Source organism: Sphingomonas sp. YR710 (assembly GCF_900101455.1).
In the GTDB taxonomy this organism is placed as follows: domain Bacteria; phylum Pseudomonadota; class Alphaproteobacteria; order Sphingomonadales; family Sphingomonadaceae; genus Rhizorhabdus.
This window is the reverse complement of sequence record NZ_FMZJ01000001.1, coordinates 1-13406: the sequence shown is the minus strand read 5'-3', so window position 1 is coordinate 13406 and position 13406 is coordinate 1. Positions and strand designations below refer to the sequence as shown.

16 protein-coding genes are annotated in these 13406 nt (G+C 62.0%); 7 read left to right on the top strand and 9 right to left on the bottom strand.

Translation table 11 applies throughout. The features are described from left to right. Positions 1-13: 13 nt before the first annotated feature. Positions 14-1306, bottom strand: a complete 1293-nt coding sequence (locus BLS13_RS00080) for a homoserine dehydrogenase (RefSeq protein WP_093448671.1) — start codon at positions 1304-1306, stop codon at positions 14-16. A gap of 374 nt (positions 1307-1680) precedes the next feature. Continuing rightward, positions 1681-2106, bottom strand: coding sequence for an OsmC family protein (locus BLS13_RS00075; RefSeq protein WP_093448669.1), 426 nt, complete (start codon positions 2104-2106; stop codon positions 1681-1683). Positions 2107-2220: 114 nt separating this feature from the next. Here BLS13_RS00075 and BLS13_RS00070 point away from each other — a divergent pair, with 114 nt between their 5' ends. Next, positions 2221-3096 carry an alpha/beta hydrolase gene (locus BLS13_RS00070; protein WP_256325625.1) on the top strand — a complete coding sequence of 292 codons (876 nt, stop codon included), beginning with the start codon at positions 2221-2223 and terminating at the stop codon, positions 3094-3096. Here BLS13_RS00070 and BLS13_RS00065 read toward each other — a convergent pair. Then, positions 3093-3338 (bottom strand): hypothetical protein, encoded by a 246-nt coding sequence (locus BLS13_RS00065; RefSeq protein WP_093448666.1) that lies wholly within the window; start codon positions 3336-3338, stop codon positions 3093-3095. The two genes, BLS13_RS00070 and BLS13_RS00065, sit on opposite strands and share 4 nt — an antisense overlap. Before the next feature lie 259 nt (positions 3339-3597). Between BLS13_RS00065 and epsC the strand changes: the two genes are divergently transcribed. Next, positions 3598-4551 carry a serine O-acetyltransferase EpsC gene (gene epsC, locus BLS13_RS00060; protein WP_093448664.1) on the top strand — a complete coding sequence of 318 codons (954 nt, stop codon included), beginning with the start codon at positions 3598-3600 and terminating at the stop codon, positions 4549-4551. Here the strand turns inward: epsC and BLS13_RS00055 are convergent. The 3 genes from BLS13_RS00055 to BLS13_RS00045 all read right to left on the bottom strand — a co-directional run bounded on the left by BLS13_RS00055 (position 4538) and on the right by BLS13_RS00045 (position 6080). After that, a complete protein-coding gene (locus tag BLS13_RS00055) occupies positions 4538-4921 on the bottom strand; it encodes a RidA family protein (RefSeq protein ID WP_093448661.1) in 384 nt (127 codons plus the stop codon). The two genes, epsC and BLS13_RS00055, sit on opposite strands and share 14 nt — an antisense overlap. A 20-nt stretch (positions 4922-4941) precedes the next feature. Beyond that, the gene (locus BLS13_RS00050) at positions 4942-5289 is read right to left on the bottom strand and encodes an ArsC family reductase (RefSeq protein ID WP_093448658.1); all 348 of its coding nucleotides are present in this window, start codon (positions 5287-5289) and stop codon (positions 4942-4944) included. 350 nt (positions 5290-5639) lie between these two features. Next, complete coding sequence (locus BLS13_RS00045; RefSeq protein ID WP_093448656.1) at positions 5640-6080, bottom strand: hypothetical protein; 441 nt, start codon at positions 6078-6080, stop codon at positions 5640-5642. A gap of 186 nt (positions 6081-6266) precedes the next feature. Between BLS13_RS00045 and BLS13_RS00040 the strand changes: the two genes are divergently transcribed. Beyond that, positions 6267-7565 carry an AAA family ATPase gene (locus tag BLS13_RS00040; RefSeq protein WP_093448654.1) on the top strand — a complete coding sequence of 433 codons (1299 nt, stop codon included), beginning with the start codon at positions 6267-6269 and terminating at the stop codon, positions 7563-7565. After that, complete coding sequence (locus tag BLS13_RS00035) at positions 7549-8133, top strand: RloB family protein (protein WP_093448651.1); 585 nt, start codon at positions 7549-7551, stop codon at positions 8131-8133. The genes BLS13_RS00040 and BLS13_RS00035 overlap by 17 nt, the downstream gene beginning before the upstream one ends. Positions 8134-8355: 222 nt before the next feature. On the opposite strand, the gene BLS13_RS00030 is transcribed toward BLS13_RS00035, so the two are convergent. The 3 genes from BLS13_RS00030 to BLS13_RS00020 form a co-directional block, all read right to left on the bottom strand. Continuing rightward, positions 8356-10479, bottom strand: a complete 2124-nt coding sequence (locus BLS13_RS00030) for an FAD-dependent oxidoreductase (protein ID WP_093448649.1) — start codon at positions 10477-10479, stop codon at positions 8356-8358. After that, entirely contained in the window at positions 10476-10925 is a 450-nt protein-coding gene (locus BLS13_RS00025) for a DoxX family protein (RefSeq protein WP_093448646.1), read from the bottom strand. Before BLS13_RS00025 ends, BLS13_RS00030 begins: the two co-directional genes overlap by 4 nt. A gap of 340 nt (positions 10926-11265) precedes the next feature. Beyond that, positions 11266-11538 carry a BufA1 family periplasmic bufferin-type metallophore gene (locus tag BLS13_RS00020; protein ID WP_093448644.1) on the bottom strand — a complete coding sequence of 91 codons (273 nt, stop codon included), beginning with the start codon at positions 11536-11538 and terminating at the stop codon, positions 11266-11268. A 219-nt stretch (positions 11539-11757) separates the two neighbouring features. Here BLS13_RS00020 and BLS13_RS00015 point away from each other — a divergent pair, with 219 nt between their 5' ends. From BLS13_RS00015 to BLS13_RS00005, 3 genes are all read left to right on the top strand, one after another. Continuing rightward, complete coding sequence (locus BLS13_RS00015) at positions 11758-12294, top strand: sigma-70 family RNA polymerase sigma factor (protein WP_093449461.1); 537 nt, start codon at positions 11758-11760, stop codon at positions 12292-12294. Next, positions 12294-12935 (top strand): NrsF family protein, encoded by a 642-nt coding sequence (locus tag BLS13_RS00010; RefSeq protein ID WP_093448642.1) that lies wholly within the window; start codon positions 12294-12296, stop codon positions 12933-12935. Before BLS13_RS00015 ends, BLS13_RS00010 begins: the two co-directional genes overlap by 1 nt. A 94-nt stretch (positions 12936-13029) precedes the next feature. Beyond that, positions 13030-13314 (top strand): hypothetical protein, encoded by a 285-nt coding sequence (locus BLS13_RS00005; protein ID WP_093448639.1) that lies wholly within the window; start codon positions 13030-13032, stop codon positions 13312-13314. Positions 13315-13406 lie beyond the last annotated feature (92 nt).

Below are 13406 nucleotides of genomic sequence, written 5' to 3'. Positions count from 1 at the left end.
AACGCTTCCGCCTTCATTCGTCCAATATATGCATCAGCATGGGCTTGCCGGTCAGGCTTTGCGAGCCCTCGAGCCGATCCAGCGCTGCCTGCACAGCCCGTTCCGGGCTGATATGGGTGACAATCGCGATCAGCACATTGCCGTCGCTCGCCACACCGCGCTGGATCAGGCTTTCGATCGAGACGCCCGCATCGCGCATCGCGGCGGTGATCTCGGCGAGCACACCGGGCCGATCGGCGACGGTGAAGCGCAGATAGGCACGGCCGCGCCGATCGTCGGCCGACGCAATCGCGGGATGCGCAAGCGCCGCCACCGGCATCGCGAAGGCCGGCCCGGTTTCGCCGCGCGCGATATCGATGAGATCGGCGACGACCGCCGAGGCCGTCGGCCCCTCACCGGCACCACGGCCCTGGAAGAACAGGCGTCCGACAAAATTGCCATGCGCGACCACTGCGTTGAGCGAGCCCGAAACGTGGGCGAGCGGATGGCTGAGCGGCACGAGGCAGGGGTGAACGCGCTGGAACAGCCCCTTCTCGCTCGCTTCGCCATGGCCGAGCAGGCGCACGCGGAAGCCCAGCGCCGCCGCTTCGGCAATGTCGGCCGCGATGACGTGGCGGATGCCGGTGATCGCCACCGATGCGAAATCGACCGCGGTGCCGAAAGCCAGGCTGGAGAGGATCGTCAGCTTGTGCGCGGCATCGACACCGTCGATGTCGAAGCTTGGATCGGATTCGGCATAACCCAGACGCTGGGCCTCGGCGAGAACATCGGCGAAGTCGCTGCCTTTCTCCTCCATCTCGCTGAGGATATAGTTGCAGGTGCCGTTGAGGATGCCGAAGACATGGCTGATCTCATTGGCGGCCATACCCTCGCGCAGCCCCTTAATCACCGGGATACCGCCAGCGACTGCAGCTTCATATTTCAGCGCAACACCCCGCTTTTCGGCGGTCTCGGCGAGTTCCAGCCCGTGATGCGCGATCATCGCCTTGTTGGCGGTGACGAACGCCTTGCCGGCACCCAACGTATCGCGGGCGAGCGTCAACGCGGGACCGTCCGAGCCACCGACCAGTTCAACGACGACATCGACATCGTCGCGCATGGCCAGGGTGGTGGCATCGTCAACCCAATCGAACCGGCCAAGATCGACGCCGCGATCGCGCGTCCGATCGCGCGCCGATACCGCGACAATCGCGATCGGCCGGCCCGCCCGGCGCTCGATCAGCGCGCGATTGGCGTCGAGCAGCTTGACCACGCCGCCGCCCACCGTTCCCAAACCTGCCAGCGCGACCCGCAACGGTTGCGACATTCCCTATCTCCCGATTCTCGGGCGCCGTCCTAGTGCGTGATCTGCGCGAACGCTACTGTTGCGATCGGCCCAATGTTGTTTCGCCGACGTAATATCGTATTTCCCATCGCTTGATCGCAAAGCCCGGAACGTCGCGAATTGTTACCGGTCATGTCGTTGTCCCTGATCGACAGGGACTTCTTCAGGAGCGAATGCCAAAAGCGAGAATCGCCAAAGCGGGAACGACCGCGACAGCATGAATCAGAGCCCCCGATCGCCAGCGGAAACAATGAGACACGCAGGGCGACAAGAAGCGCAATCAGCCGCCCACTGATCGCGTTACCACCTAACCCAACCCCCGGAAAAGGGGCCGCTTTGCGGCCCCTTTTTTTTGGTCAGGACAATCTCGTTTCCAGCGTAACTTCCGCGTTGAGCAGTTTCGAAATCGGGCAATTCGTCTTCGCGTCATCTGCGATCGCTGCAAACTGCGCCGCATCGATACCCGGCACCTGAGCATTCAGGGTCAACGCCGACTTCGTCACCTTGAACCCTGCGCCATCCTTGTCGAGCGACACCTTCGCCACCGTCTCGAGTTCGCCGTCGGCAAAGCCCGCACCGGCCAACGCGAAGCTCAGCGCCATGGTGAAGCAGGACGCGTGGGCCGCGGCAATCAGTTCCTCGGGATTGGTGCCCGGCGCATCCTCAAAGCGGGTGTTGAAACCATAAGGCTGGTTCAGCAGGACGCCCGATTGGGTGGAGACATAGCCCTTGCCGGTCTTGCCCAATCCCGAATAACGCGCCGAACCGCTACGAACGATCATTCCATGTCTCCTTTGGTGCAGCAGCGCGAACGCGCGAGACACCGGACGGTTCGATCGCCGGGGCTGGCATCGCCACATATTTCGGCTATCGACCGGCGAGGCGGAGCGAACGGGATGATGATGCGACTGACGCTGATCGGGACGATACTGGTGGTGGGTGCGATCGTGCTGGCGGCGGCCTGCGCTCCGCTCAAGACCTTCGACACCTTGATGCCCAAGGATAGCGAAAGCACCGAAGTGGCCCGCAACATCCCCTATGGCGCCGGCCCGCGCCGCATGCTCGATATCTACGCGCCCAAGGGTACCGCCGCCGGCGCGCATCTTCCGGTGATCGTCTTCATCTATGGCGGCTCCTGGGCCAACGGCACGCGCGAGGGCTATGGCTTTGCGGGCCGCGCGCTCGCCGCGGCAGGCTTCGTCGTGGTCGTGCCCGATTATCGGCTGGTGCCCGAGGTGCACTTCCCCGGCTTCCTGCAGGACTGCGCTGACGCCGTCCGCTGGACCCGCGGCCATATCGCGCCTTATGGCGGCGACGCCGACCGGCTGGTGCTGATCGGCCATTCGGCGGGCGCCTATAACGCCGCGATGCTCGCGCTCGATCCGGAATGGCTCGGGCTCGACCGCTCCGCGGTGAAGGGATTTGCGGGGCTCGCCGGGCCTTATGACTTCCTGCCGTTCGACGGGCCGATCACCAAAGCCACCTTCAGCCAATGGCCGAAGCCCGAAGAAACCCAGCCGATCCATTATGCCGACGCCAGCGCGCCGCCAGCGCTGCTGCTCCACGGCGCGAAGGACGATACCGTGTGGCCGCGCAATTCAGAACATCTGCACAAGAAGCTGGCCGCCGCCGGCGTCGCATCCGAACTGAAGATCTATCCCGAGCTCGGCCATGTCGGCATCGTCACCGCCATGGCGAAGCCGTTTCGCGGGCGAGCGCCGGTGCTGGCCGATGTACTGGCCTTCGCGCACCGGGTGACAGCGGAGCGTTAAGCCGGAAGGCGTTGCTTGTGGGCATTGGTCATTTCGACCTCCTGCCACAAGACGTCGAGCAGCCCCGAAAGCTCCCTGACGTGCGGCACATCGTGCCGCTGCACATAATGATATTTCTCGGCGAGCATCGATACTTCGGCAAGAATGAGCCGTATCATGTCGCCGTGCGCGTCGAGCGACGGAACCGCTTCATAGGCCTCGATCGCGCGCGATCGCATCACCCGGTCATCATCTTTGATCATGGCACCATCCCAAACGGAAAGCCTCAACATTCCCCGAGTTGGCACAGCGGCGTGTCCCCGCGCCGCCATCACCGGCCTTGCTATCATGCCGGCACCACGAAAACAGCCGGCCCGCCCGTAAAGAAGCCAGATCGTGCCGCGCGCACGCCCAAACGGATCACCAGCCCAAATTATTTCTACTTTATCGATAGTAAATGTGTGTGTCCGAAATATGCCAGCGGCTTAGGGTGCACCGACAGACCAAAACCGGGGTGCCGATATGGACGCTGACACCGAAGACGCATTGCTACCCGCCGGCCTTTACTGGGACATCGATGCGATCTCCGCCGAGTTGAAGGCGGCGCGCGTCGACTGGCGCGCCGCGCATCGGCGCAACGCCGAACATGGTGCCGTCGGCTTCCCGTCGCGCCATGTGATCGAGAAGATCATGACGGCCTTGTGCGGCGCGCTCTTCCCGCTGCGGCTGGGGCCGAGCTTCGTTCGCATGCACAATGAGGATGCGTTCGTCGCGCAGACGCTGAACACCGCGCTTCAGCGGCTCTACGGGCAGATCCGGCTCGAATTGGCCTATTCGCTGCGCGAGAACGACGCCTGGCTGATCGAGGAAGACGCCGCGCGCATCATCCGCCACTTCGCAACCGCGCTGCCCGGCCTGCGGCGGTTGCTCGACGGCGATGTCGAGGCCGCGTTTGCCGGCGATCCGGCGGCGCGCAGCGTGGACGAAGTGTTGATCTGCTACCCGTGCGTGATCGCGATCATCCACCACCGCCTCGCGCATATGCTGCACGGCTTAGGTGCCCCGCTGGTGGCACGGATCGTCTCGGAAATCGCCAATTCGAAAACCGGGATCGACATCCATCCGGGCGCCGCGATCGGCGAGAGCTTCTTCGTCGATCATGGCACCGGCGTGGTGATCGGCGAGACGGCAGTCATCGGCCGGAATGTCCGCCTTTACCAGGCCGTCACCCTGGGCGCGCGCAGCTTCCCGATCGACGATCAGGGCGTGCTCAGAAAGGGTCTGGCGCGCCATCCCCGCGTCGAAGACGACGTGGTGATCTATGCCGGTGCGACCATCCTCGGCCCGGTGACAATCGGCCGGGGCGCGACGATCGGCGGCAATGTCTGGATCACCGCCGATGTGCCGCCCGGTGCGGTCGTGAACCAGGCACGGACGCACCAACAGGCGGCACGACCGGGCTTTACGCCCGCTTGAGCGCGGTCACCTCGATCTCGACCTTCATCTCGGGCTTGACGAGCCCGACGATCAGCGCTGTGGCGGCCGGGCGGATCTCTCCGAATATCGCCCCGAGCGTGGGGCCGCATTCGTCCCAATAGGCCATGTCGGTGAAATAATAGGTCGCGCGCACGACGTCGCTCAACGCGAAGCCCGCCTCGGCCAGCGCGCGCTCGATCACGGTCAGCGCGTTCTTCGCCTGTTCGGCGGCACTGTCCGGCATGATCCGGGTTTCGGGATCATAGCCGGTAGTGCCGGCAACGAACGCCCACTCGCCCTGGACGACGGCGCGGCTGTAGCCGACCTGCTTTTCGAGGGGCGAGCCGGAGGAGATCAGGGTGCGGGTCATGGCAACTTTCTGCGCGAAGATCAGGATGCGAATGCCGCGGCAAAGGCATCGGGTTTGAAACCGACGAGCAGGCGACCATCGCTTTCCACGATCGGCCGCTTGATCATCGACGGCTGCCTCTGCATCAGCGCCACCGCCTTGTCGAGATCCAGCTCGGCGCGATCGGCGTCGGGCAGTTTGCGGAAGGTGGTGCCAGCGCGGTTGAGCACGACCTCCCACCCCAGTTCCGCGCACCAGCGCCGCAGATGCGCCTCGTCAATCCCCTCGGCCTTGTAGTCGTGGAACGTGTAGGCGATGCCGCGATCCTCGAGCCAGGTCCGCGCCTTCTTGATCGTGTCGCAATTCTTGATGCCGTACATCGTCGTCATGGCGATTCCTCGGGATGTTTTCGAGTGACGCACGCTGATCCACATTCCGGCATCCCGACGCAAGCGCGCCGGGAAAAAAGCTGTGGACGACGGCATCTGGCTATCCTCCCCCGCCAGGGGGAGGTGTCGCCGAAGGCGACGGAGGGGGCGGGCAGAGGCCACCCGCTGCTAGCGGCCTCAGCAACGCATTCCTACCCGGTGAACCCGTCCTCCCCCTCCGTCAGCGCTTTGCGCTGCCACCTCCCCCTAGCGGGGGAGGATCGAAAATGAACATATCATTCCATATAATCAACAGCTTACTAATTATTCCAGCGCCAGCATCTTTCCTCAGAATGACGCCAAGGGCTCCCTCAGCGCAGCCAGCCGCGGCGCGTCGCGAAGCCCGAGAACCACACAAGCGCGATCGCGATCAGGATGATGACGGCGGGGAACGGGATCGATCCTGCCGGGCCGACCGTCTTCAGGATCGGGCTGCCGAAGAAGGTCCAGCCGAACTGGACGAGCACCGCGATCAGCGAAATGATGAACAACGGCCGCGCCCACACCTTGCGCGCCAGCAGCGACAGGCTGCCAGCCAGCCCGACCCACACCGCGATCGCATAGGCCGCCGTCACCCAGGCCGGCATCATGCCCCAGATCTCCTGCTGCGCGGGCGGCAGCTTCCCCAGATCGGCCGCCGTCATGCTCACCTGCATATAATAAGCCGCGCATCCGGCGCACGACCAGAGCGTCGACAGCACCGCAACGATCCAATACCAGACAGGCGGCTTCGCCGCTTTATGGTCAGCCATGTCCGTTCTCCCCTGGCGCTGCAGCTATCCGCTCGCGCCCGAACGGGTTTTCAGATGATCCGGAGAGAAGTTCAAGGGTTTTGCAGCCTCGCAAATGAGCCTCCGATTGCCGAATGGATTTTCAAAGCCGAAATATTGTGGACAAGCCACAAAATTTGACATCAAAGGGCTCCGGAGGGTCGAGTCATGCTAGTTTCGTTCTGGATGGAGAACTTCAAGTCGTTCAGAGATAGGGTCGAGATAAGCCTCATCGCGAACGGCGCCGACCGGACGTTTCCCAGCGCAGTTATACCGGCCAAAACATCGACGGGTGGAGAGATTGGCCTTCTGCCGGCGGTCGCCTTCTATGGGCCAAACGCCAGCGGCAAAACCAACCTGCTGATGGGTATCGACTATCTCAAAGCTGCAATTGCATTCTCTCAACCTGTATGGAAACCTGCTTCTGGAACGTACTTAGATCCAAACGTCGTCTGTCCAGAGACACCCAGCACATTTGAAATTAACGTCCTGTTGGATGGAGTGCGGTTTAGATATGGCTTTGAGGTACACCCAAGTCATTTCTCACGCGAATGGCTATTTAGCTATCCTAAAGGCCGCGAACGGGAGCTATTTCAAAGAATCACACATAGGCTCGATGATACATTTGACACTTCAGCGGAAATCGGCTCCAACTTAACAGGGGAACGACGGGATCATCTGTCCAGCTTGAGACGGACAAGAGAGAACAGCTTGTTTTTATCCTCGTTAGCTCAAGACAATCAAGATGAAGCATCAAAGGTATACAAATACGTTCGCGGCTGGAACACGGCCATTGACAGACCGCAGAAAAATTTCTCGGAAATGACGAGCTTTTTGTCATTTAGAATAAATACGTTCAAGGAACTAACTCTTTCTCTATTGAAACTCGCCGATCCTAGTATTCAAGATATTGAAATATCTGAAATAGAAGATAACGCGAAATCTGCATATGGGCGAGCTATTGATAATAAGCATTACAAAGCATCCTTCATTACCGGCGTAGCCGGGAATCGCTATGGAATGCCGTTCGAAAATCAATCGAGAGGAATTAAGAAACTGTATACATTATGTGCGGATGTAGTTTGGGGATTGCAAATGGGGCAACTCGTTGTAGTTGATGAAATTGAGACGAGCATGCATCCACACATATCAGCTCGATTGATAAGTCTATTTCAAGATTCATCCACGAATCCCAAAAATGCACAGCTGATATTTGCAACCCATGAAACCAGACTACTCAGTTTGAAACATCTTCGACGAGATCAAATATGGTTCGTTGACAAACAAGATGGACTCTCGACAGTTTATTCTTTGTTAGAATTTTCACCACGAAAAGATGAAAATTTCGAACTTGGATACTTAACCGGTCGGTACGGCAGCATTCCAACAAAGGGTCTTGATCCTCAATGGTATGAGACCATTAAGCAAGTCATCAACGAAAGCGAGATAGATGAGCAGCCTGCCTAAACGTATTCGAGGAGGCCGGTCAGCTAACGATTACCATATCGTCGTGGCCTATGATGGGCGTGTGACTGAGGATGGTTACTTCCGCAACTGGGCAAACATACTGGGAACGGGAACACTCACACTTTACCCGTTGTACGTCAAAAGCGGCGGGAACCCCCTAAGCGCTGTTAGAGAAGCAAATAAGTATCGTCGGAGATACGCCAACTGCGCAGAATTTTGGTGCGTATGCGATGTCGACGACACTTCGGAAGCCGATATCGCCGCAGCGCACGATCTCGCTGAAAGCAGCAACATTAGACTTGCCCTATCACGCAGATGCTTTGAGGTCTGGATAGCACTTCATTGGGACAGGATAACCAAAGAAATAAATTGTGAAAATGATGCAATAGACATCGTTAGAGAGAATATTTCCAGCTACTCATCACGTAATAAGAGTATAGATTTTGGAACGTTATTCCCCTTAACATCCCAAGCAATTTCTAATGCGCACTGGCTTTCAGAACAATCTCTTTCCAATCCATCGACAAATGTACACGTCCTTGTGCGAAAACTCAATTCAAATCTTTGAATATCTTTAAATAACTTTATAAGCTTCTTGTTGCCATCTCCTTTTGGCAAAAACTCGGTCGTAATTACGATGTCGATCAATCGCATCGCTGAACCAACTCACCTCTTTTAGCAGGGTGCGGAAAAAGACCATGTTCACGAGTCGTTTCGCGATCAAATCAGAATCGTAACGGATTCAAATAGAGTTTAAATCGAGTCCGACACGGACCTTTTCTGCAGCCTGCTAGGTTCGCTGCGGAGCTCCCGTAATCAACCGCGTCCCGCTCCGGAACGTCAGATACGCCCACATCCATGACAGCATCACCGACGCGCGATTGCGCAGGCCCGACAGGAACAGCACGTGGATCGCGCCCCACAGCCACCAGGCGGGCGCGCCCCACAGGCGTAGCCGCCCGAAATCGGCGATCGCCGCCTTGCGACCGATCGTGGCGAGGCTGCCCTGATGGCGATAGGCGAAGGGCGCCGGCAGCGGCCGCGCCTCCAGATCCGCACGGATGAAGCGGGCGACATGCTCGCCGCCCTGCTTGGCGGCCGGCGCCAGCCCGGGCACCGGCCGGCCGGCCCAGCCGGACGAGGCCGCGGTATCGCCGATCGCGAAGATGTCCGGATGTCCCTCGACCCGCAGATGCATGTCCACCGGCACGCGGCCGGCCGGATCGGCAGCAACGTCGAGCCAGCGCGCGGCGGGCGAGGCGACGACACCGGCCGCCCACAACACGGTGCCGGCGCGCACGAGTTCGCCGTCGATCGTCACGCCCTGCGCGTCGATCGCCTGCACCCGGCTATTGGTCCAGATGGTGACGCCGAGCTTCTCAAGCGATGCCTGCGCCCGCGCCGACAAGCCTTCCGGAAACGCCGGCAGGATGCGCGCGCCCGACTGGACGAGGATGATCCGCGCCGATGCCGGATCGATATCGCGAAACTCCTCCTGCAGCCCGAACCGCGCCAGTTCAGCAAGCGCGCCGGCCAGTTCGACCCCGGTCGGCCCCGCCCCGACGATCACGAAAGTCAGCAGCGCGTTGCGCTCCATCACGTCGGTCGCGGTTTCGGCACGTTCGAAAGCGGCGAGCAGGCGCGCGCGCATCGCGGTCGCATCCTCGATCCGCTTGAGCCCAGGCGCGAAGGCGGCCCAGTCGTCGCGGCCGAAATAGCTGTGCGAGGCGCCGGTGGCGATCACCAGTCGGTCATAAGACAGCGCCCAATCGCCGATCAGCACATGCTTGCGATCGGCATCGATCCCGCTGACCTCGCCCATCACCACGCGGACATTGGCATCATCGCGAAACTGGCTGCGGATCGGCGAGGCGATGTCGGCCGGCGACAGGCCGGCGGTCGCCACCTGATAGAGCAAGGGCTGGAACAGATGATAATTGTGCCGGTCGACGATCGTCAGCCGCACCGGCAGATGGCGCAGCCGGGCGGCACAGGCCATGCCGCCGAAGCCCGCACCGATGATGACGATGTGCGGCCAGTCGCCGCCGCCGGCCAGCGCCGGCCGCGCGCATGCCGCCATCCGTACCGCCAGCAGCCGATCGATCGAGAGGCGCCCTGCCCCCAGCATCGCCAGTTGCACCAGCAGCACGATCATCCACAGATTGGCCGCCGACGGGCCCATCATCATCGCCATGCCCGATGTCGCGGTGGCGAGCAGGATCGCCGTGGCCGGCAGGGCGGCACCGGCGATCAGCGCGATCGCCCCGACCTGCGCCACCATCGCCGGCAGGGCATCGGCGCCGCCGGTCGGCAGGATCGCCGGCGATCCGGGCAGGCCGAGCAGCGCCCAGCCGAACCAGATCCGGATCGCGAGCTGAAAGGCCGGGCCGACGTGCAGGGTCAGCGCCTGCGCCGCCCGCGCGATCCGCGGGATCAGCGGCAAGGCGCTGTCGCGCAGCCCCGGCGCCAGCAGCGCGTCGATCGCAATCGGGCCGGCGCCGAACATCACATAGCCCGCAAGGATCGCCGCCTGGAACAAATTGGTGTCAAGAACCTGATAATCGACCTGGATCACGATCGCGAGCGCCGCCATCGGCAGCGCCGCCGCCCGCGTGAACAGGCCGAGCATCAGCAGCACCGGGCAGACCAGTTCGATCGCGAGGCCCAGCACCGCCGCATGTGCCGGGCTGATCCACGACAGCGGATATTCGTAACGGGCGAGATAGAGCGCATCCTGCCAGTGCATCGCCTTGACGAGCCCCGACAGCAGGAATGCCTGGCCGATAGTGATGCGGATCGCGAGATCGGCGGGCGGCGCGATCGCCGCCCGCAGCGTCCGCCATCCGGCGAGCCACAGCCGCATCGTGATCCGGGCCCGCGCGATCGTGATTGTGGACAGGCCCGGCACGGTCACTTGCCTGCTTCCAGCCCGAACAACCGGTCGAGCGACCAGCGTCCGCCGCCGCGCACGATCAACGGCAGCAGCAGCCCGGCCCAGCTCAGATGGGTCGGCCAGGCATCGGGATAGACGAAGATCTCGATCACCGTCGTCATGCCGAGCAACGCCAGCGCAGCGGGCCGCGTGAACAGGCCGAGCACCAGCAGGATCGGGAAGAAATGCTCCGAATAGGTCGCCGCATGCGCCGCGATCTCGGGCGGCACCAGCGGCAGCGCATAATCCGTGCGGAACAGTTCGTAGGTCGACGGCGTGATCGTCAGCAGCCCTTCGACCTTGGTCCGGCCGGACAGGAAGAAGATCGCGGCAACGCCGAGGCGCACCACCAGCAGCAAGGGGCTTTCCGATACGCACCCGTCGATCCGGGCCGCAGCCCGGGCGTAAAGATTTGCCAGCGATGTCATGATGTTCTCCGTCCCCGGGTGGATCTGGTGCGGGGCGCATTTCTCCTCATCGTCATCCCAGCAAAAACGTGTGGCGACATCCTAGCCCCTCCCCTTCAGGAGTTCAGCGGCAGCCTTGTCCCCCGGACAAGGCAAAGAGCCGCTGGACTGGGTTGGGGTGGGGCAACCGCGTCTCACCGAGATGAACGTTCGTTGGGAGGAGAGGCCCCACCCCCAACCCCTCCCCTGAAGGGGAGGGGCTTATGTGCCTCACGGTTCCTCGTTAAAAACGACGAAGAGTGAGCAGAAATATGCGCTGCCGTGACCAGGAGCCCCCGGTTTTCCATGAATGTCCGTAAGATCAGGCCTTCGGCGTGAGCGAACCGTTGCCCTTGGGCGTCTTGATCGTCGTGCAGGTGCCGGCCTTGACCAGCTTCCACGAATTACCCTGATAGTCGGCATGCGAGGTGCCCGCACAGCTCGTGCCGGCGCCGGCCTTGCAGTCGTTCTTGCCCGCGAGCGAGACGCCGTAGCATTTTTCCATCGGCTTGGCCGATGCGTCGGCAGCGTTGGCGGTGCCCGCGACGATCGACAAAGCGAGCGCGGCGGCGGCGAAGGCAGGGGTGTAAGACATATAGGCGTTCCTTTTCGAAAGGCCCCCTCTCGTGCGGCGCCGGCCACAGGCAGGCGCCGCACGGTGACCCCGGGAGGCCTTGCGGGCTGGGTCACGGCGGCTATTCGGCGGGCGGATGCGAGGCGTTACAGAAATGCCGGCAAAAAAATTTGTCGGCGTAACGACCGTCCCGGTGTAACCTTTTGCCGCAAAGCTCCGAACAGTCTTGCGGGAGTGCATGTGCGGGCGAGCGAGGATCAGCTCAGGGAATGGATGGTCGCGGGCCTCGATGGCGACGCGAAGGCCTATTCCTGCCTGCTAAGCGCGCTCGTACCCGCACTGCGATCCTTTTTCGCGCGCCGGCTTGGCGGCGCGTCCGATGATGTCGAGGATCTTGTGCAAGACTGTCTGATGGCGATCCACAGGCGCCGTGCCACTTATGATCGGACGCGCCCGTTCATGGCGTGGACCTATGGCGTGGCGCGCTACAAGATGATCGATCATTTCCGGCAGGGGCGCCAGCATGTCGCGATCGAGGATCTCGACGACATATTGATGGCGGAAGGCTTCGAGGATGCCTGTTCCGCCCGCATGGACGTGACGAAACTGCTCGCCGAACTTCCGGCCAAACAGGCGCGTGCGATCCGCGACACGAAGATCGGCGGCATGAGCGTCGCCGAATCCGCCGAAGCGGCGGGCTGGAGCGAGGCCGACGTGAAAGTATCGGTACACCGCGGGCTGAAAGCGCTCGCGGCGCGCCTGAAGGATGCGATGTGATGCGAACCGACGATCTGATCCGGTCGCTTGCCATGGACCTGAAGCCGGTGCCGGCCCATGCGGTGGAGCGCCGCATGGCGATCGGCCTTGGCAGCGGCGCGGTGGTGTCGCTGGCGTTCATCGCCCTCACGATCGGCTTTCGTCCCGATCTGGGTATCGCCGTGCGCGGTTTCGTCTTCTGGATGAAGGCCATCTACACATTGTCGATCGGGCTGTGCGCGGTGGCGGCGACAGTCCATCTATCGCGGCCCGATGCCCTGCGGCCGCGCTGGCTGGGCGTGCTGGCGATCCCGATCGCCGGGCTGATGCTGATCGCCGGCCTGGAATTGTCGAACACGCCGGCCAGCGGCTGGCTGGCGCTCTTTCTCGGCAAGAGCTGGCGGAGCTGTCCGTGGCGGGTGTTCGATCTGTCGATCCCTTTATATATCGGCCTTCTCTGGGCGTTCCGCCAGTTCGCGCCGGCGCGGCCGGGGTTGGCCGGCGCCGTCGCAGGGCTGGCCGCGGGCGGGCTGGCGGCAACGCTCTATTGCCTGCATTGTCCGGAGGCTTCGGCGCTGTTCGTGCTGACCTGGTACACGCTCGGCATCGTGCTGGCAGGGGTGATGGGCAGCATCATCGGGGCGAAGCTGCTGCGCTGGTAAGCTGATCCCCGCTGAGGAGCAGGCCGCGCACGGCAGCAACCACTTCTCAATCCCTCGCTGCTATGACCATGCCGAGGAGGCGCGACGCGCAGGGATGCAGATCGGTGTAAACTATCCGTCGCCGGTAACGGTGAATGGCTTCAGCTGCAGGAATTGCAGCGAGGTCGATATCGCCAAGCGCCATATCGATCCGCAGCATCCGCGCTCCGGACCCGACAACGCCGATGCCCTGTCCGATCCGACGCGTTCCCAGGCCGACAAATCGAAAATCGCGGCCCAGCGCGCGGCGTCGGGCCCAAAGGCCGAAGCCTATTCGGCGGCCGGCGCGAAGGTGGCGGGCAGCGCGCCGATCGGGGGCCTCGTCAATCTCGTCGCTTAGAGTTTTTCCGCTTGTGATTGAATCGAAGGGGTTCTCTGGCGGATAGATTTGTGATTCAAGCTGGCCACTGGTGAGGAGGCCAGCATAGATGA

Bases quoted from the DNA above. Each gene is read 5' to 3' on its own strand.
- BLS13_RS00080 (WP_093448671.1), bottom strand. From the start codon at position 1,306: ATGTCGCAACCGTTGCGGGTCGCGCTGGCAGGTTTGGGAACGGTGGGC.
- BLS13_RS00075 (WP_093448669.1), bottom strand. From the start codon at position 2,106: ATGATCGTTCGTAGCGGTTCGGCGCGTTATTCGGGATTGGGCAAGACC.
- BLS13_RS00070 (WP_256325625.1), top strand. From the start codon at position 2,221: ATGATGATGCGACTGACGCTGATCGGGACGATACTGGTGGTGGGTGCG.
- BLS13_RS00065 (WP_093448666.1), bottom strand. From the start codon at position 3,338: ATGATCAAAGATGATGACCGGGTGATGCGATCGCGCGCGATCGAGGCC.
- epsC (WP_093448664.1), top strand. From the start codon at position 3,598: ATGGACGCTGACACCGAAGACGCATTGCTACCCGCCGGCCTTTACTGG.
- BLS13_RS00055 (WP_093448661.1), bottom strand. From the start codon at position 4,921: ATGACCCGCACCCTGATCTCCTCCGGCTCGCCCCTCGAAAAGCAGGTC.
- BLS13_RS00050 (WP_093448658.1), bottom strand. From the start codon at position 5,289: ATGACGACGATGTACGGCATCAAGAATTGCGACACGATCAAGAAGGCG.
- BLS13_RS00045 (WP_093448656.1), bottom strand. From the start codon at position 6,080: ATGGCTGACCATAAAGCGGCGAAGCCGCCTGTCTGGTATTGGATCGTT.
- BLS13_RS00040 (WP_093448654.1), top strand. From the start codon at position 6,267: ATGCTAGTTTCGTTCTGGATGGAGAACTTCAAGTCGTTCAGAGATAGG.
- BLS13_RS00035 (WP_093448651.1), top strand. From the start codon at position 7,549: ATGAGCAGCCTGCCTAAACGTATTCGAGGAGGCCGGTCAGCTAACGAT.
- BLS13_RS00025 (WP_093448646.1), bottom strand. From the start codon at position 10,925: ATGACATCGCTGGCAAATCTTTACGCCCGGGCTGCGGCCCGGATCGAC.
- BLS13_RS00020 (WP_093448644.1), bottom strand. From the start codon at position 11,538: ATGTCTTACACCCCTGCCTTCGCCGCCGCCGCGCTCGCTTTGTCGATC.
- BLS13_RS00010 (WP_093448642.1), top strand. From the start codon at position 12,294: ATGCGAACCGACGATCTGATCCGGTCGCTTGCCATGGACCTGAAGCCG.
- BLS13_RS00005 (WP_093448639.1), top strand. From the start codon at position 13,030: ATGCAGATCGGTGTAAACTATCCGTCGCCGGTAACGGTGAATGGCTTC.